General features: G+C 51.3%; 19 protein-coding genes. 5 read left to right on the top strand and 14 right to left on the bottom strand.

Annotated features, from left to right (window positions below):
• Window positions 1–5: 5 nt before the first annotated feature.
• The 13 genes from nuoI to DQM57_RS08070 form a co-directional block, all read right to left on the bottom strand.
• The gene (gene nuoI, locus DQM57_RS08010; protein WP_002216341.1) at window positions 6–485 is read right to left on the bottom strand and encodes an NADH-quinone oxidoreductase subunit NuoI; all 480 of its coding nucleotides are present in this window, start codon (window positions 483–485) and stop codon (window positions 6–8) included.
• Window positions 486–540: 55 nt separating this feature from the next.
• Window positions 541–936 carry a GFA family protein gene (locus DQM57_RS08015; RefSeq protein ID WP_003676990.1) on the bottom strand — a complete coding sequence of 132 codons (396 nt, stop codon included), beginning with the start codon at window positions 934–936 and terminating at the stop codon, window positions 541–543.
• A 75-nt stretch (window positions 937–1011) separates the two neighbouring features.
• Window positions 1012–2088, bottom strand: coding sequence for an NADH-quinone oxidoreductase subunit NuoH (nuoH, locus tag DQM57_RS08020; protein WP_002216340.1), 1077 nt, complete (start codon window positions 2086–2088; stop codon window positions 1012–1014).
• Window positions 2089–2090: 2 nt separating this feature from the next.
• Complete coding sequence (gene nuoG, locus DQM57_RS08025; RefSeq protein ID WP_111727466.1) at window positions 2091–4352, bottom strand: NADH-quinone oxidoreductase subunit NuoG; 2262 nt, start codon at window positions 4350–4352, stop codon at window positions 2091–2093.
• Between the two features lie 58 nt (window positions 4353–4410).
• Complete coding sequence (nuoF, locus tag DQM57_RS08030) at window positions 4411–5706, bottom strand: NADH-quinone oxidoreductase subunit NuoF (RefSeq protein WP_111727467.1); 1296 nt, start codon at window positions 5704–5706, stop codon at window positions 4411–4413.
• A gap of 90 nt (window positions 5707–5796) precedes the next feature.
• Window positions 5797–6321, bottom strand: coding sequence for a DUF1643 domain-containing protein (locus DQM57_RS08035; protein WP_111727468.1), 525 nt, complete (start codon window positions 6319–6321; stop codon window positions 5797–5799).
• Window positions 6322–6348: 27 nt separating this feature from the next.
• On the bottom strand, window positions 6349–6822 hold the full coding sequence (gene nuoE / locus DQM57_RS08040) for an NADH-quinone oxidoreductase subunit NuoE (protein WP_049332996.1): 474 nt from the start codon (window positions 6820–6822) through the stop codon (window positions 6349–6351).
• The gene (gene nuoD, locus DQM57_RS08045; protein ID WP_049332998.1) at window positions 6822–8078 is read right to left on the bottom strand and encodes an NADH dehydrogenase (quinone) subunit D; all 1257 of its coding nucleotides are present in this window, start codon (window positions 8076–8078) and stop codon (window positions 6822–6824) included. The genes nuoE and nuoD overlap by 1 nt, the downstream gene beginning before the upstream one ends.
• Window positions 8068–8661, bottom strand: coding sequence for an NADH-quinone oxidoreductase subunit C (locus tag DQM57_RS08050; RefSeq protein WP_111727469.1), 594 nt, complete (start codon window positions 8659–8661; stop codon window positions 8068–8070). The genes nuoD and DQM57_RS08050 overlap by 11 nt, the downstream gene beginning before the upstream one ends.
• Window positions 8662–8673: 12 nt before the next feature.
• Window positions 8674–9156, bottom strand: coding sequence for a NuoB/complex I 20 kDa subunit family protein (locus tag DQM57_RS08055; RefSeq protein ID WP_002215610.1), 483 nt, complete (start codon window positions 9154–9156; stop codon window positions 8674–8676).
• A complete protein-coding gene (locus DQM57_RS08060; RefSeq protein WP_002215607.1) occupies window positions 9147–9503 on the bottom strand; it encodes an NADH-quinone oxidoreductase subunit A in 357 nt (118 codons plus the stop codon). The genes DQM57_RS08055 and DQM57_RS08060 overlap by 10 nt, the downstream gene beginning before the upstream one ends.
• 253 nt (window positions 9504–9756) lie before the next feature.
• Complete coding sequence (locus tag DQM57_RS08065; protein ID WP_111727470.1) at window positions 9757–10743, bottom strand: S49 family peptidase; 987 nt, start codon at window positions 10741–10743, stop codon at window positions 9757–9759.
• Between the two features lie 39 nt (window positions 10744–10782).
• Entirely contained in the window at window positions 10783–11595 is an 813-nt protein-coding gene (locus DQM57_RS08070; RefSeq protein WP_111727471.1) for a competence/damage-inducible protein A, read from the bottom strand.
• Between the two features lie 91 nt (window positions 11596–11686).
• On the opposite strand from DQM57_RS08070, the gene DQM57_RS08075 reads away from it, so the two are divergent.
• From DQM57_RS08075 to DQM57_RS08090, 4 genes are all read left to right on the top strand, one after another.
• A complete protein-coding gene (locus tag DQM57_RS08075; protein WP_111727472.1) occupies window positions 11687–12073 on the top strand; it encodes a hypothetical protein in 387 nt (128 codons plus the stop codon).
• A 159-nt stretch (window positions 12074–12232) separates the two neighbouring features.
• Entirely contained in the window at window positions 12233–13576 is a 1344-nt protein-coding gene (gene argG / locus DQM57_RS08080) for an argininosuccinate synthase (protein WP_111727473.1), read from the top strand.
• A gap of 98 nt (window positions 13577–13674) precedes the next feature.
• Window positions 13675–14124: a DUF3290 family protein gene (locus tag DQM57_RS08085; RefSeq protein ID WP_111727474.1), complete on the top strand. Its 450-nt coding sequence runs from the start codon at window positions 13675–13677 to the stop codon at window positions 14122–14124.
• A 12-nt stretch (window positions 14125–14136) separates the two neighbouring features.
• The gene (locus DQM57_RS08090) at window positions 14137–14766 is read left to right on the top strand and encodes a DUF421 domain-containing protein (RefSeq protein WP_111727475.1); all 630 of its coding nucleotides are present in this window, start codon (window positions 14137–14139) and stop codon (window positions 14764–14766) included.
• A 125-nt stretch (window positions 14767–14891) separates the two neighbouring features.
• Here DQM57_RS08090 and sstT read toward each other — a convergent pair whose 3' ends face one another.
• The gene (sstT, locus tag DQM57_RS08095) at window positions 14892–16112 is read right to left on the bottom strand and encodes a serine/threonine transporter SstT (protein ID WP_107860362.1); all 1221 of its coding nucleotides are present in this window, start codon (window positions 16110–16112) and stop codon (window positions 14892–14894) included.
• Between the two features lie 231 nt (window positions 16113–16343).
• On the opposite strand from sstT, the gene DQM57_RS08100 reads away from it, so the two are divergent.
• A complete protein-coding gene (locus DQM57_RS08100) occupies window positions 16344–18218 on the top strand; it encodes an autotransporter assembly complex protein TamA (protein ID WP_107960981.1) in 1875 nt (624 codons plus the stop codon).
• Window positions 18219–18264: the final 46 nt, after the last annotated feature.

The following is an 18264-nucleotide window of genomic DNA, read 5'->3' on the forward strand; positions in this document are numbered from 1 at the left end:
GCTCCTTAACGATACGGCGCGTCAGCGGCTTTGCGTTTGGCGATTTCAGCTTCGTATTTGTCGCCAATGGCCAAAAGAATCGGCTTGGTCATGTGCAAGTCGCCTTTTTTCTCGCCGTGGTATTCAAAAATATGGGTTTCCACAATCGCATCGGTCGGGCAGGCCTCTTCGCAGAAACCGCAGAAGATGCACTTGGTCAGGTCGATGTCGTAACGCTTGGTGCGGCGGGTGCCGTCTTCGCGTTCTTCCGATTCAATGTTAATCGCCATTGCCGGACAAACTGCCTCGCACAATTTACACGCAATACAGCGCTCTTCGCCGTTCGGATAACGGCGTTGCGCGTGCAGGCCGCGGAAACGCACGGATTGCGGCGTTTTTTCTTCGGGGAAGTAAATCGTGTCTTTGCGGGCGAAGAAGTTTTTGAGCGTTACGCCCATGCCTTTCACCAATTCGCCCAGCAGGAAGGTTTTTACTAAATTAGCCATTTTCGGATGCTCTTTTCGGATTGTTCTGTTTACAGGCCGTCTGAAAGCGGTTTTTTTAACCTGCCGCGCCCACCATTTCTAAAAACTCGGCTTCGGTCAGCTTCGGGGTATCGTTGGCCAAGTCATAATACGGAGCTTTGCAATCAATAAAGATTTGTGATGTAGTTTCAAAGCCCGCGTTGTCGGCAAACAGCCCGGCGTTGATGTAATAATCGTTGCCAACCTGCACAAACAGGTGTGTGCCGCAGTGTTTGCAAAAACAGCGTTGCGCCCATTCGGACGACTGATAATGCGCGATGTGCTCGCTGCCTGTGATTTCGGGCGACCGGGCGGCCAAAGTAAAAGACGCGCCGCTGCCCCATGTGCGGCATTTCCCGCAATGGCAGGCGTGGAGTTCGCGGTTTTCGGCGGTTTCCAGTGATACTGCGCCGCACAGGCATTGAGCTTTCATCGGTTTCTCTCGGTTTGAAACGGTTAAAAATTTGGGGTTCAGGCTACCTGAAAACTTTCAGACGGCCTCCCTGCCCTATTTCCACAAATTCAGCGGTGAAATCATCCACACGCCCAAAATCACGATATAGGCGAAGCCGATCGGAATCAGCACTTTCCAGCCCAAACGCATGATTTGGTCGTAACGGTAGCGCGGGAAGGTTGCGCGTATCCACAGATACCAGTACAGCACAGCCGCCATTTTCACGAACATCCAGAATGCGGAAGGCGTGCCGATAAAGCCCCAGCTTTGTGGGAACGGAGACAACCAGCCACCGAGGAACATCAGCGATGTCAGCGCGGCAATCAGAATCATGAAAATGTATTCGGCGAGGAAGAACAGCGCGAATGCGAAGCCGGAATATTCAACGTGGTGACCGGCAACGATTTCAGATTCACCCTCTGCCACGTCAAACGGCGCGCGGTTGGTTTCGGCAACGGCGGAAATCAGATAGACGATGAAAATGGGGAAGAGCGGCAGCCAGTTCCAAGAGAATACCGAACCGCCAGCAATACCTTTGGCTTGAGCGGCAACGATATCGGAGAAGTTCATGCTGCCCGATACCATCACGACGCACACCAGCGCGGCACTCATGGCAATCTCGTAGGAAATGCTTTGCGCGGAAGCACGCATTGCGCCCAAGAACGAATATTTGGAGTTGGAAGCCCAGCCCGCGATGATCACGCCGTAAACCGAAAGCGAGGTAATCATCAGGATGTACAAAAGACCAATATTAATGTTGGTCAGCACCCATTCTTCGTTGAACGGAATCACTGCCCATGCCGCGAAAGACGGGGCGAGCGACATAATCGGGCCGATGTAAAACAGGGCTTTGTTTGACAGCTTCGGACGGGTTACCTCTTTAAACAAGAGTTTGAACACGTCGGCAAACGGCTGGATCAGACCCCACGGGCCGGTTACGTTCGGGCCGACACGAAGCTGCATAAAGCCGATGACTTTACGTTCGAAATATGTCAGATAGGCAACGGTCAGAATCAGCGGAATCAGGATAATCACGATTTTGACGATGACGGATACCACCAAGCCCACGGTGATGCCCAAATCGCCCAGACCGAGCGTTGCGGCAAAGAGGTTTTGGAACCATTCTTGCATGATCAAGCTCCCGCCAGTTCAATAGTGTCCATCAACGCACCCAGCGCGGCATTTTCGGTATGCAGCGGCAGATGCACCACGTTTTCAGGCAAACCGGCATCGGCTTTGACAGCAACCGATACGCTTGCGCCGTTTTGTTTGGCGATAGCAGTTTGTCCGTCTTGCAGGCCTAAGCGCGCCAACGTGTTCGGATTCACACGCGCGGCAGGCACGGCGGCATGGCTGGTTTCTTGCAACGGTGCGGAACGGCGCACGATAGAATCAGTGTGATAAATACCGACGCCGCCGACACGGACGAGACGATCTGAGGCCGTCTGAACGCCCTCCTCTGTCCATGTGCTGCGGTTGTCCAGTTTAGACGGCAGGCTTTCTGCATCCAGCGCATCTTTCAGAATCGCAGCGGTATCGTGGTATTCAAAACCTTTCAGGTCAAACAGGTTGCCCAATACGCGCAATACTTTCCACATCGGACGCGAATCGCCGAAGCCTTGTACCACGCCGTGGAAGGATTGCAGACGGCCTTCCATATTGATGAAGCTGCCTGAGGTTTCGGTAAACGGTGCAATCGGCAACAACACGTCGCACACGTCCAGCAGCGTTTCGCTGACAAACGGCGTAAACGCTATCACGCTTTTCGCCTGTTTCAGCGCGGCTAGGGCTTTTGCGCCGTCCACCGTATCGATTTCAGGCTCGACGTTGAGCAGCAAGACTGCCTGTTTCGGCGCGTTTGCCATTTCGGCAACGCTCTCGCCGGAGTTTACATTCAAGACATCCGCACCAACGCTGTTGGCGGCTTGCGGCAAAATGCCCAGCACTGCGCCGGTCGCGTCTGCCAGCTCTTGCGCGGCGGCATAAATGGCGGCGTAATCAGGATGGTTTTGCACTTCCGCGCCCAAAATCACCGCTGCTTTTTCAGCGTTTTTCAGGCTGGCGGTAACGGCGTGTTCCGCATTGGCAGACAGGTTTTTCAGACGGCCTGCCCACTCGTCGGGATGTACGGCTTCTTGGGACAGAAGCGGCATAAACAATTCTTCTTTGCTGCTGGCCAATACGCTCAAGGCCATACGGTCTTTGGCGGCGCGGCGCAGACGGGCGGTCAGGAGCGGCTGTTCTTTGCGCAAGTTCGCACCGACTACCAATACGGCATCGTTGTCAGCCAAAGATTCAATGCTTTGTCCCAACCATTGCGCACCTTTAAGGCCGTCTGAAAGACGTTTGTCTTGTTGGCGCAAACGGGTGGTAAAGTTTTTAACACCCAAGCCGTCGGCAAGTTTCTTAGCCAGATACAGCTCTTCAACCGTATTCATCGGATTGGCCCAAACGCCGACTTGGTTTTGGTTGCCGTCTTTGGCGATACATTCAATCGCGCTGCGGACATATTCCAGTGCGGTTTTCCAATCCACATTCATCCACTCGCCGCCCTGTTTGATTTTCGGGTTTTTCAGACGGCTTTCGTGATACAGGCCTTCGTAGGAGAAACGGTCGCGGTCGGACAGCCAGCATTCGTTTATAGCTTCGTTTTCCAACGGCAACACGCGGCGGACGGTATGGTCTTTGGTTTGTACAATCAGGTTGCTGCCCAAAGCGTCATGGGCGGAAACGGATTTGCGGCGGTTCAATTCCCAAGTACGCGCGTTGAAGCGGAACGGTTTGCTGGTCAATGCGCCGACAGGACACAAATCGATGACGTTGCCTGACAATTCGGTTTCCACTGCTTTTCCGATAAAAGGCATGATCTCGGAATGTTCGCCGCGGTTGGCCATAGCGATTTCTTGCACGCCGGCGATTTCTTCAGTGAAACGAACGCAACGGGTACAGTGGATACAACGGCTCATTTCCTCGGCGGAAACCAAAGGACCCATGTCTTTGCCGACGACGGAACGTTTTTCTTCGGTATAACGGCTGGTGGTTTTGCCGTAGCCCACCGCTAAATCCTGCAACTGGCATTCGCCGCCTTGGTCGCAGGTCGGACAATCAAGCGGATGGTTGATGAGCAGGAACTCCATCACGCCTTCTTGCGCCTCTCGGGCTTTTGCCGAATGCGTGCGCACAATCATGCCGTCTGTAACCGGCGTGGCACAGGCAGGCAGAGGTTTGGGGGCTTTTTCCACATCCACCAAACACATACGGCAGTTGGCGGCGATGGAAAGTTTTTTGTGGTAACAGAAATGCGGGATATAAGTACCGAGCTTGTGCGCGGCTTCAATCACCGTCGCACCCTGCTCCACAGATACCTGTTTGCCGTCGATTTCGATTTGTAACATGGTTCGTTCCTAGTTACGGGTATTTAATAAATAATTCTTTTAGAGGCCGTCTGAAAACTTAGCACCACTTATTCGGTTTCATCGGTCCGCCGTGTTCGATGTAATGCACAAACTCATCACGGAAATGCTTGGTAAAGCTGCGGACAGGGAAGACGGCGGCATCGGCGAGGGCGCAGATGGTGCGGCCGGCCATTTGGTTGCCGACGGAATCGAGCAACTCCAAGTCTTCCATGCGGCCTTTGCCTTCTACGATGCGGTGGACGATACGGTAGAGCCAGCCCGTACCTTCACGACAAGGCGTACATTGACCGCAAGACTCGTCGTAGTAGAAATAGCTCAGACGCTCAAGGGCTTTGACCATGCACACATCTTCGTCCATCACGATAATCGCGCCGGAACCCAACATTGATCCCGCTTTGGAAATCGAGTCGTAGTCCATATTGGTCTGCATCATGATGTCGGCAGGCAATACCGGCGCGGACGAACCGCCGGGGATAACGGCTTTGAGTTTTTTGCCGCCGCGCATACCGCCCGCCATTTTCAGGATTTCGGCAAACGGCGTGCCTAACGGCACTTCATAGTTGCCCGGGCGCTCGACATGACCGGAAATACAGAACAATTTGGTACCGCCTGCATTCGGAATACCTTTGTCGGCAAACGCCTGTCCGCCATCACGGATAATGAAGGGGACAGAGGAGAACGTTTCGGTATTGTTGATAGTGGTCGGTTTGCCGTACAGGCCGAACGAGGCAGGGAATGGCGGTTTGAAGCGCGGCTGGCCTTTTTTGCCTTCCAACGATTCGAGCAATGCAGTTTCTTCGCCGCAAATATATGCGCCGTAGCCGTGGTGGGCGAAGAGTTCAAATTCAAAATCCGAACCCAAAATATTTTTACCCAAAAAGCCTGCGGCACGCGCCTGCTCCAAAGCGGCTTCAAAGCGTTGATAGCCTTCAAAAATCTCGCCGTGGATATAGTTGTAGCCGGCTTTCGCACCCATCGCATAACCGGCAATAATCATGCCTTCAATCAGGGCATGAGGATTGAACATGATGATGTCGCGGTCTTTAAATGTACCCGGCTCGCCTTCGTCGGTGTTACAAACCACATATTTTTCGCCCGGGAAGGAACGGGGCATAAAGCTCCATTTCAAGCCGGCCGGGAAGCCCGCACCGCCACGACCGCGCAAACCGGAGGTTTTGACTTCGTCAATCACATCGGTTTGCGAGATGTTTTCGGACAGGATTTTACGCAGGGCGGTATAACCGCCACGTTTGACGTATTCGTCCAATGTCCAGCAATCGGGATTGGCGGTATCCACTTGGTCAAAAATCACGCCTGATTGGTAAATAGCCATTTTTGGTGTGCCTGTTTGTTTTCGTATAGGTTGCAGCCGTTGTTTTCAGACGGCCTGAATGTATTTTGTATTGGTTCCCAACCTACTTCGCTAAATTTTCTCCAAAAAATTCAGCATGTCCATTTTCTTTAATTCGTTACTATACGCTGCATATAATGGGTGTCGAGGTTGTCCGCTCTTTAAAAACTCCCCAATTCTTAACCAATTTATAGGGTACTGTTTTAAGTTTTCGTAAAGCTGTTTTAAGCAGTCGGAAAAATACGCTCTAGAATAAAATAAACCACCCCAAGCCAACAAAATATCACTTGTTACTTGTTGCGAAATCAATTTAGAAATGATTTCAACATTTTTTTGTATAATTTCTTTACTAGCTTCTTGCGGTAAATCATTAGGATTCGTTGCTCTTTGTGGATACAAATTAAACATTACAAAACTTATATATCCATTTTCCTCAGCAAAACCCATGACTTTTCTAATTGTAGGATCAGGTTCTTTGTCATCTGCAGTACTAGGATTAATACCAAAAACAAAAAGCGTTTTTTCAGATATAGATCCTAATGCAAAACGATATTTATTTAATTCATCTGTTTCATAAATATCTATTATGTATTCCATACCATACCCCCTTTTTCAGACGGCCTTTTATTTCAGTTCGGCAAGTTTCTTGTCAATCGCTTCTTCGGTCATAAAGCTGCACATACTGTGGTTGTTGACCAGCATGACCGGAGCGTCACCACATGCGCCCATGCATTCGCCTTCGACAAGGGTAAATTTGCCGTCAGGCGTGGTTTCGCCGTAGCCGATACCGAGTTTTTGTTTGAGGTATTCGCCGGTAGCCATACCGCCGCGCAGGGCGCAGGGCAGGTTGGTACAAACGGTCAGTTTGTATTTACCGACAGGCTCAAGGTCGTACATATTGTAGAAAGTAGCGACTTCGTAGGCTTGTGCAGGCGAGATGCCGATATAGTCTGCAACAAAGGCGATGGTCTCGGGAGCAAGCCAGCCTTTTTCGGTTTGGGCGATACGCAACGCGCCCATGATGGCGCTGCGGCGTTGGTCGGCAGGATATTTTGCCAACTCAATGTCAATTTGTTTTAAAGATTCTGCGGATAACATTATCGGTCAACCTCCCCGAATACGATGTCCTGCGTACCGATGATGGCAACGACGTCGGCCAGCATGTGGCCTTTTGCCATTTCGTCCATGCCTTGCAGGTGGGCGAAGCCGGGTGCGCGGATTTTCAGGCGGTAGGGTTTGTTTGCGCCGTCTGAAATGATGTAAACGCCGAACTCGCCTTTCGGATGTTCGACAGCGGTGTAGGTCTCGCCCTCGGGAACGTGCATACCCTCGGTAAAGAGTTTGAAATGGTGAATCAGGTCTTCCATACCTGTTTTCATTTCGGTACGTTTGGGCGGAGCAAATTTGTGGTTTGTGGTAATGACCGGACCCGGATTGACACGCAACCACTCGGAACATTGTTTGATGATACGCACGGATTGACGCATTTCTTCCATGCGGCAGAGGTAACGGTCGTAGCAGTCGCCGTTGACGCCGACGGGGATGTCGAAATCCATTTTGTCGTACACTTCGTAAGGCTGTGTCTTACGCACGTCCCATTCCACGCCGGAACCGCGTAACATCACCCCGGTAAAGCCTTTTTGCATGGCGCGCTCAGGAGTGACAACGCCGATGCCGACTGTACGCTGTTTCCAAATACGGTTGTCGGTCAGGAGGGTTTCAAGTGTATCGATGTTTTTCGGGAAACGTTCGCAGAAGGCATCGATAAAGTCGAGCATGGTGCCTTCGCGGGATTCATTGAGCTGCTTCAATACTTTGGCATTGCGGAATTTGCTGCTCTCGTATTTAGGCATGAAGTCGGGCAGGTCGCGGTAAACGCCGCCGGGACGGAAGTAGGCTGCGTGCATACGCGCGCCGGACACGGCTTCGTACAAGTCCATCAGCTCTTCGCGGTCGCGGAAGGCGTAAAGGATGGCGGTCATCGCGCCAATGTCGAAGGCGTGTGAACCGATGCCCATCAAGTGATTGAGGATGCGCGTTACTTCGGCGAACATCACGCGAATATACTGGGCGCGGATAGGTACATCAATTCCGGCAAGTTTTTCTACTGCCAAACAATACGCCTGCTCGTTGACCATCATGGAAACGTAATCCAAGCGGTCCATATAGGGCAGGGCTTGCAGATAGGTTTTGGTTTCTGCCAGTTTTTCGGTACCTCGGTGCAGGAGGCCGATATGTGGGTCGGCACGGACGATGGTTTCGCCCTCCAACTCCAAAATCATACGCAATACGCCGTGCGCCGCAGGGTGTTGCGGGCCGAAGTTGATGGTGTAGTTTCTTAATTTATTGGCCACCGTAGTTCTCCTCACGGACGATACGCGGCGTGATCTCGCGCGGCTCAATGGTAACAGGTTGGTAAATCACGCGTTTTTGCTCTTCGTCGTAACGCATTTCCACATAACCGGAAATCGGGAAATCTTTGCGGAACGGATGTCCGACGAAACCGTAATCGGTCAGGATGCGGCGCAAGTCCGGATGGTTGTTGAACATGATGCCGTACATATCGAAGGCTTCGCGCTCGTACCAATCCGCACTGTTGTAAATATCGACTACGGATTCGACTACGGGGAAGTCGTCGTCTGAAACCCAGACGCGCACGCGGATGCGCTGATTGTTTTTAACGGAAAGCAGCTGGCTGACGACGGCAAAGCGCTTGCCCTGCCATAATTCGTTTTTATAAGTGCTGTAATCGACACCGCACAAGTCAACCAGAAGCTCGAAATGCAGTTCTTCATGGTCGCGCAGCGTGGTCATGACTGAAATATAGTGTTCAGGCAGACACTCGACGGTAATTTCGCCCAAAGCTGAAATGACTTTGCTTGCCTGATCGCCAAGCACACTGACGACGGTTTCGTATAAGTTTTGAATGCTTGCCATATCGTCCTCTCCTTACTCATCACGCGCGATGGTGGAAGTGCGCTTGATTTTTTGTTGGAGCTGAATCAGGCCGTAAATCAGAGCTTCCGCAGTCGGTGGACAACCCGGCACATAAACATCTACCGGCACGACGCGGTCGGCACCGCGCACAACGGAATAAGAATAGTGATAATAGCCGCCGCCGTTGGCACACGAGCCCATAGACAATACCCAGCGCGGCTCGGCGAGCTGGTCGTATACGCGGCGCAGGGCAGGCGCCATTTTGTTGGTCAGCGTACCTGCCACAATCATCAGGTCGGCCTGACGGGGGGACGGACGGAAAATGATGCCAAAGCGGTCAAGGTCGTAACGCGCCATGCCCGCATGCATCATTTCTACGGCGCAGCAGGCCAAACCGAAAGTAACCGGCCACAATGAACCGGTACGCATATAGTTCAACACCGTATCCGCGCTGGTGGTGATGAAACCTTTTTTCAAAACGCCTTCTATTCCCATTCCAGCGCACCTTTTTTCCATTCGTAAATAAAGCCTACCGTCAGAACGACGATAAACACCAGCATAGACCAAAAGCCGTACGCGCCCAAATCTTTGAACACGACTGCCCACGGCAACATGAACGCGACCTCCAAATCGAAGAGGATGAAGAGGATGGCGACGAGGTAATAGCGCACGTCGAACTTCATCCTTGCGTTTTCAAAGGCTTCGAAACCGCATTCGTAAGGCGCGTCTTTTTCGGCGTAGTGGCGTTTCGGGCCTAAAATCGTGCCGAGCAGGATAAACAGCACGCCGGCTGCAAGACCGACAAGGATAAAGACAAAGACGGGAAAGTAAGCGGACAACATGGTTACACCCAAATCCGTTAACAAAATTTCTACAATAATTTCGTATTTTAGCGAATTTCAAAAACCTTTAAAAGGAAAACAGGCAAAAAAGTCCAATAAATACAATTATTTTATGATAACGATTATTATTTGAGTTTTTTGTAAATACCCTATCTGATTTTCCCTTTTCCGCTTACCCCTCGCATTCTTCCTTACCCGCATACAACAATGCCGTCTGAAAGCTTCAGACGGCATGGGATAATGTATGGTAAAACTATCGGACAGTCTGCAAGACTTCACGCACGCCAGCTTTAAGTTCTGCCCCAAAACGCCTGCCCAATAGTGTGCCGAAATCGTCCTGCCGTGTGTAATCGACCAAATCCGGAGCTTTGACGACATTGCGCGCCACGCTGTAGACATTGCCGATACCGTCTATCAACCCGACTTTCTGCGCATCCGCACCCGTATACACTCGACCGCTGAACACATCGGGATACTGTTGGAACTTAAGTCGGCTGCCACGTCCTGCTTTAACAGCCTTGATAAATTCTCCGTGTATGCCGGTCAGCATTTCTTCCCAGATTTTCGACTGTTCGGGCGTTTCGGGAGAAAACGGATCGCCCATACCTTTGTTGCTGCCTGCAATTTTAACCCTGCGTTTCACGCCGATTTTTTCCATTAATTCAGTAGCATCAAAACTGCTGCCGATAACGCCGATGCTGCCGACGATGCTGGACGGGTCCGCATAAATTTTGTCTGCCGCCGCCGCAATATAGTAGCAGCCTGATGCACACATATCCTCCGCCACGAGATAAACGGGAATGTCGGGATGTTGCGCTTTCAGACGGCGTATTTCATCAAAGGCAGTATTGGATACGACGGGAGAGCCGCCCGGACTGTTGGCGCGGATGATAATGGCCTTTGCCTGCGGGTTCTTGTAGGCGGCTTCCATGCCGTCTTTCAGTTTCTTGACCTGATCTTCGACGCCGTTGCCGATTTCTCCGTACAGGTTGACGACTGCCGTATGCGGCGTATTGCCTTCCAGCCGCAACGCCGTTTCATCTTTACGGAAAATGCCGGCAAGCAGGGCAATCAAAATCAGGGTGCCGACGGCACGCCAAATGTTTTTCCACATCCGTTCCCTGCGCCTGTCCCGATAGGCGGACAGCAGCACTTCACGCATGATGTCGCGCTCCCAAGAAGTTTCCATGGTATTTTGGGCTTCAGAGGCTTCGTTTTCCCTCCTAATCCGATATTGCATACTTGACCTTTCTTAAAATATCCCGAAGGGCAGAACTGTTCATTCTGCCCGATTTTTCCGTTCTACGCCCATTGCGTCCAAGTTGTCGGACACTTCTTTCCACGCAGCATCCAGAAGCTGCACCACCTCACCCTCTGCCTTAATGCCGAACTCGATATGCGGCCTGACTGCCGTTCCGTCCGCATTGGTCCAACCGACGCTGGGCAGGCTGTAAGAACGCACGCCGGGATAAGTTTGTTCGATATACTCCATAAGCGGCGTCAGCCGTGATTCCGGCTGCTCGAACACATACACGCTGCGGCTGCCGCGTTCGGTTTGGTTGAAGCGGTCGGCGTAATAAGTATTCAAAACCCATTCGGCCATTGGGTGCGCCATCACAGGGAAGCCGGGGAAGAAATAATGCTCGCGGATGGAAAATCCGGCGATATTATTAAACGGATTGGGCACCAATTCCGCGCCTTCGGGAAAATCCGCCATCTTCAGGCGTTGGGCGTGTTCGGGCGAATCGAGCGGCTCGCCGCGTTTAAGGGTCACGCCTTCGATAAACTTAGCGGCTTCAGGATGGCGGACGACGGGCAAATCCAAAGCGGCGGCGGCCGCTTGGCGGGTATGATCGTCGGGCGTGGCGCCGATACCGCCGGTAACGAAAGTCGGCATGCCGTCTGAAAAGCTGCGGCGCAGTTGTTTGACCAGCAAATCGGGTTCGTCGGGCAGATATTGCACCTGATTGAGCTTCAGTCCGTGCGATTCCAATAAGGATTTGAAAAAGGCGAAATGCTTGTCTTGACGGCTGCCATGAAGAATTTCATCGCCGATGATGATGAGGTTGAACAAATGCTGTCGGTCTTTCATAATCTTTCCTTCTGCCTAAAGGCTATATTCATGATTCCCCATGATTACTGTTCCAATATTGCTTATTAGGTGCAACGGATAGGAGAGACTCATGTCTGTAATCGGCATTGTTGCGTTTTTCATGTTCATTATCAGCCTTTTTGTGTGTGCGTTTGTGCTGATTGTTCAGTATTTGATTATTCGCCGTAAAATTCATCAAGACAAACGTGCAGTCAATTTTCGCGCCAAATATGCTACGCTTTCCACATTTTTTATACAATGGGTTGTTCTGAGCGCATTCAGCTCCTTACCTGCAAACCGTATGATTTTTTCACTGGCAGTCTTTACGGATATTTTACTTGGTTTTTTGTGGTTGTTTTTTGTTGCAACCAATGCAGATGAAATGTGGCGTTTGACCGGGCAAAAAGGCTACTTGTTGTGGCCTTTGGCAGCTGCTTCGGTTTGGGCAGCATGCTTCATTATATTCAGCTTCGGATAGCGTCTCAATAATTGCGGACAAATGCCGTCTGAAAACCTGAATGCTTTTTCAGACGGCATTAAACTAGATTATCTCATCTATTTATAAGATAATAAGTTCAAATCATGTGCAGAGCGGTTTACCTCGTTCTGCTTTTATTTTTAGTCCGAAGGATTCCACATGAGTCAAAACAATACTATCCTGCAACACCTCCCCATCGGTCAAAAAGTCGGCATCGCCTTCTCGGGCGGTCTTGATACCTCTGCCGCGCTGTTGTGGATGAAACTCAAAGGCGCGCTGCCTTATGCCTACACTGCCAACCTCGGCCAGCCCGACGAAGACGACTACAATGCCATTCCCAAAAAAGCAATGGAATACGGTGCGGAAAACGCCCGCCTGATCGACTGCCGCGCGCAGTTGGCACACGAAGGTATCGCCGCCATCCAATGCGGCGCGTTCCACGTTTCCACCGGCGGCATCGCCTATTTCAACACCACGCCTCTGGGCCGCGCCGTGACCGGCACCATGCTCGTTTCCGCCATGAAAGAAGACGACGTCAATATCTGGGGCGACGGCAGCACCTACAAAGGCAACGACATCGAGCGTTTCTACCGCTACGGCCTCTTGACCAATCCCGCGCTGAAAATCTACAAACCTTGGCTCGACCAACAATTTATCGACGAACTCGGCGGCCGTCACGAAATGAGCGAATTTCTGATTGCCAACGGTTTCAACTACAAAATGTCGGTTGAAAAAGCCTACTCCACCGATTCCAATATGCTCGGCGCGACGCATGAAGCCAAAGATTTGGAATTCCTCAACAGCGGCATCAAAATCGTTAAGCCCATCATGGGCGTTGCCTTCTGGGACGAAAACGTCGCAGTCAAACCTGAAGAAGTCAGCGTACGCTTTGAAGAAGGCGTGCCGGTTGCATTGAACGGCAAAGAATACGCCGACCCCGTCGAACTCTTCCTCGAAGCCAACCGCATCGGCGGCCGCCACGGCTTGGGCATGAGCGACCAAATCGAAAACCGCATCATCGAAGCCAAATCGCGCGGCATCTACGAAGCCCCGGGCATGGCGTTGTTCCACATCGCCTACGAACGTTTGGTGACCGGCATCCACAACGAGGACACCATCGAACAATACCGCATCAACGGCCTGCGCCTCGGCCGTTTGCTCTACCAAGGCCGCTGGTTTGACAGCCAAGCCCTGATGTTGCGCGAAACCGCCCAACGCTGGGTCGCCAAAGCCATTACCGGCGAAGTCACCCTCGAACTGCGTCGCGGCAACGACTACTCGATTCTGAACACCGAATCGCCTAACCTGACCTACCAACCGGAACGCCTGAGCATGGAAAAAGTCGAAGACGCCGCGTTCACCCCGCTCGACCGCATCGGCCAACTCACCATGCGCAACCTCGACATCACCGACACCCGCGCCAAACTGGGTATCTACTCGCAAAGCGGTTTGTTGTCGCTGGGCGAAGGTTCGGTATTGCCGCAGTTGGGCAATAAGAAATAAAGCAGCCCTGTCATTTTGAACTGTTTCAAACGGGAAAGGTCGTCTAAAATTCAGTTTTCAGACGACCTTTCTATTTTTTCCTCAAATCATTTGAAATCATGAAATTCTTTTCCCACTTTTATCTTGAAAACCATATGTATTTCAACGACTACTTGAAATACGTCCTGATTTTCGCCGCTCTTGTCGTCCTACTGCTCGCCGTATCGCAATACCTGCGCCACCGCATGGACACCAAATACCGCGACCTGAGCATTATCGCCTTACTGCTGCTTATCCTCATCAGCGGCATCCAATACCTCTCATACAGCGAACGCCAAAACTTCGCCGCGGACACCTCGCGCATGGTCGGTTTTCTCAATGCACTGATTGAAAATCAAAAAGTGGAGAAACAAGACATCATCGTCAACAGCACGCACCTATACAACGGCATGATTATCGGCATCAAAAGCCAATATTACGAAGTCCATTTCAATCAAGACTTCTCCGCCTACACCCTGACCCCCACCAATCTGGTCAACAACAACATCGAACTCATCGACAAAGAATAACAGGACACACTCATGGAAGCATACTCCCTCCTTGCCCTCAAACTCCTCATGGGTATTTTAGGTTTGGTCTTTCAAATTAATATCTTGGGAAAAGGAAACCTCGCCCCCACTTCCGCTATGGACCAAGTACAAAACTATGTGCTTGGCGGCATCATCGGCGGCGTGATTTACAGCGACAGCGTCGGGCTGTTGCAATTTTTCCTCGTGCTGATTTTGTGGACGCTGTTGGTCTTGAGTCTGAAATTCATCAAAAACCACAACCGCTGGATCAAATCCGTAATTGACGGCAAATCTGTTTGGGTCATCATCAACGGTAAAATCCAAGCAGAAGAATGTATGAAAAACGGCATCAGCGCACACGACCTCATGTTCAAACTCCGCGCCGCCGGCATCTACGAAATCTCAGCCGTCAAACGCGCCGTGATGGAACAAAACGGGCAACTTACCGTCATCCAATACGGCGACGAAAGCCTGCGCTATCCGCTGATTACAGACGGTCAAGTCGATCCCGACATCCTCGAAATCATCAACCGCGATGAAGCGTGGCTGCAACAGGAACTCGACCGCCTCAAGCTCACTGCCGTGCAAGTCTATATCGGCGAATACATCGATGGGAAACTGGTGGCACATCCTTATCCGTAACTGCCGGAAATCCGATAACGGATTTATCTCCCGCCTTCCCAAGAAAGCGGTGCGGACAACCGTCAAACACCTAAAAAAATGCCGTCTGAAACTTTACTGTTTCAGACGGCATTCCATATCCAAGCCTATTTCCTCTGTCTGCCCATATCGGCGGCGGCAGTAAACAAAACATCGGTTGAAGAATTCAACGCTGTTTCTGCCGAATCCTGAATCACGCCGATGATAAAGCCGACTGCAACCACCTGCATAGCGACATCGTTATTGATACCGAACAGGCTGCACGCCAAAGGAACCAGCAGAAGGGAACCGCCTGCCACGCCGGATGCGCCGCACGCACTGACGGTTGCCACCAGGCTCAAAAGCAACGCAGTGGCAAAATCAACATGAATCCCTTGAGTGTACGCGGCCGACATTGCCAACACGGTAATCGTAATCGCCGCACCCGCCATATTGATGGTTGCGCCCAAAGGAATGGAAATCGAATAAGTATCTTCATGCAAACCCAACTTTTTCGCCAAAGCCATATTGACAGGAATATTGGCGGCAGAAGAACGGGTAAAGAAAGCATATACGCCGCTTTCGCGCAAACAGGTAAACACCAGCGGATAAGGATTACTGCGGATTTTCCACCATACAATGACCGGATTGACCACCAATGCGATAAACACCATACAGCCAAGCAGGACAGCAAGCAGCTTCACATAACCGGAAAGCGCGCCGAAACCTGTTTCCGCAATCGTGGACGATACCAAACCAAAAATACCCAGAGGGGCAAAGCGGATAATCCATTTCACAACAGTAGAAACCGCTTCCGCCAAATCGGCGACGACCTGCCGCGTTACGTCCGAACCATGATTGCGCAATGCCGCACCCAAAACCAAAGCCCAAGCCAAAATACCGATATAGTTGGCATTGGCAATCGCGTTAATCGGGTTGGCAACCAAACTCATCAGCAGGGATTTCAAAACCTCCACAATACCGGAAGGCGGCGCATTGGATACCTCGCCCGCACCCGCCAATACGATGTGTACGGGAAACACCATGCTGGCCACTACCGCCACGACGGCGGCGGCAAACGTTCCAATCAAATATAAAATGATAATAGGCTTGATAAACGCCTCATTGCCTTTTTGATGCTGCGCAACGGCTGCTGCGACCAAAACAAAAACCAAAACAGGGGCAACGGCTTTAAGCGCACCGACAAACAGGCTGCCGAAAAGACCTGCCGCCAAACCCAGTTGCGGTGAAACCGAACCGATTACAACACCCAACACCAAACCGACGGCAATCTGTTTGACCAGGCTGACACTGTTAATCGCATTAAGTAAGGATCTGCCGAATGCCATTATTCTTCCTTATGTTGTTATATGTTAAGAAACGTTGTATTTTAAAAGAAATCTCATCTCCCGTGTTTTTTTATTTTTTCCGCATGCCGATTTAAAACAAAATACCATCAAACAAATAAATAAAGACACAACAAACCACAACCGTTAAAATGCCCGAAATTTATATGCCGTCTGAAATACCTTATCCCTTTCAAACAATATAAGGCAGCCGTTCAAAACCCAGTAGAAACAATGTTAGAATCAAAAAGACCGATACCACCGCCCGACACGCATACCATTATGATCAAATTGACCGCCCCGCTCCTTCTGGCTCTATCTTTCTTCCCATCAGCACATGCGCTTGCCGCCGACCATACCGAAAATAAGGCAGAGGGTTCCATACTGACGAAAAATAAAAATACAAACACCGAATCGGTCAAATTAAAACCCAAATTTCCCATCAGTATCGATACGCAAGACAGTGAAATTAAAGATATGATAGAAGAACACCTGCCACTCATCACACAGCAGCAGGAAGAGGTTTTGGATAAGGAACAGGTGGGCTTCCTTGCCGAAGAAGCGCCGGACAACGTCAAAACCATGCTCCGCAGCAAAGGCTATTTCAACAGCAAAGTCAGCCTGACGGAAAAAAACGGCGGCTACACAGTACATATCATACCCGGCCCGCGCACCAAAATCAGCAATGTCAGCGTCGCCATCCTCGGCGACATCCTTTCAGACGGCAACCTTGCCGAATACTACCGCAACGCTATGTCAAACTGGCAGCAGCCGGTGGGCAGCGATTTTAATCAGGACGACTGGGAAAGCAGCAAAACATCCGTTCTCAGCGCGGTAACGCGCAAAGGTTATCCCCTGGCCAAACTCGGCAATACGCAGGCTACCGTCAACCCGGATACCGCCACCGCCGATTTGAACGTCATTGTAGACAGCAACCGCCCCATATTATTCGGCAACTTTGAAATCACCGGCACACAGCGTTACCCTGAACAAATCGTTTCCGGCCTTGCGCGTTTCCAGCCCGGTATGCCGTACGACCTAGACCTGTTACTCGACCTCCAACAGGCCCTCGAACAAAACGGACATTATTCCGGCGCATCCGTACAAGCAGACTTCGACCACCTTCAAGACGACCGCGTTCCCGTCAAAGTCAGCGTAACCGAAGTCAAACGCCACAAACTCGAAACCGGCGTACGGCTTGATTCGGAATACGGTTTGGGCGGCAGGATCGCCTACGACCATTACAACCTCTTCAACAAAGGCTATATCGGTTCGGTCGTTTGGGATATGGACAAATACGAAACCACGCTTGCCGCCGGTATCAGCCAACCCCGCAACTACAGGGGCAAATACTGGACAACCAACGTTTCCTACAACCGTTCGACCACTCAAAACCTCGAAAAACGCTCCCTCTCCAGCGGCATCTGGCATGTACGCGACCGTAACGGCATCGATGCGCGGCTGGGTGTGGAATTCCTTGTAGAAGACCGAAAAATTCCCGATACGGATTACGATTTGGGAAAAAGCCATGCCACCATGCTGACCGCATCATGGAAACGACAGTTGCTCAACAGCGAACTGCACCCTGAAAACGGCTATTACCTGGACGGCAAAATCGGTACGACTTTGGGCAAATTCCTGTCCTCTACCGTTCTGACGCGTGCCTCCGCCCGTGCCGGCTATTTCTTCACGCCCGAAAACAAAAAAATCGGTACGTTCATCATACGCGGTCAGGCAGGGTACACCGTTGCCCGCAAAGATGCCGAAGTTCCTTCAGGGTTGATGTTCCGCAGCGGCGGCGCGTCCTCCGTACGCGGTTACGAACTCGACAGTATCGGACTTGCAGGTCCGAACGGATCGGTTCTGCCCGAGCGTGCCGTCTTTGTGGGCAGCCTGGAATACCAACTGCCGTTTACGCGCACCCTTTCCGGCGCGGTGTTCCACGATATGGGCGATGTCTCCACCAATTTCAAACACATGACGCTGAAACACGGCTCCGGTTTGGGTGTGCGCTGGTTCAGTCCGCTCGCACCGTTTTCCTTCGATATTGCCTACGGGCACAGCGATAGAAAAATCCGTTGGCACATCAGCCTGGGAACACGCTTCTAAACCGGTATAGCCGTTTCAGACGGCACCGACGCAACTATTTTGAAAC

The sequence above is a fragment of the Neisseria cinerea genome, assembly GCF_900475315.1.
Classification (GTDB): domain Bacteria; phylum Pseudomonadota; class Gammaproteobacteria; order Burkholderiales; family Neisseriaceae; genus Neisseria; species Neisseria cinerea.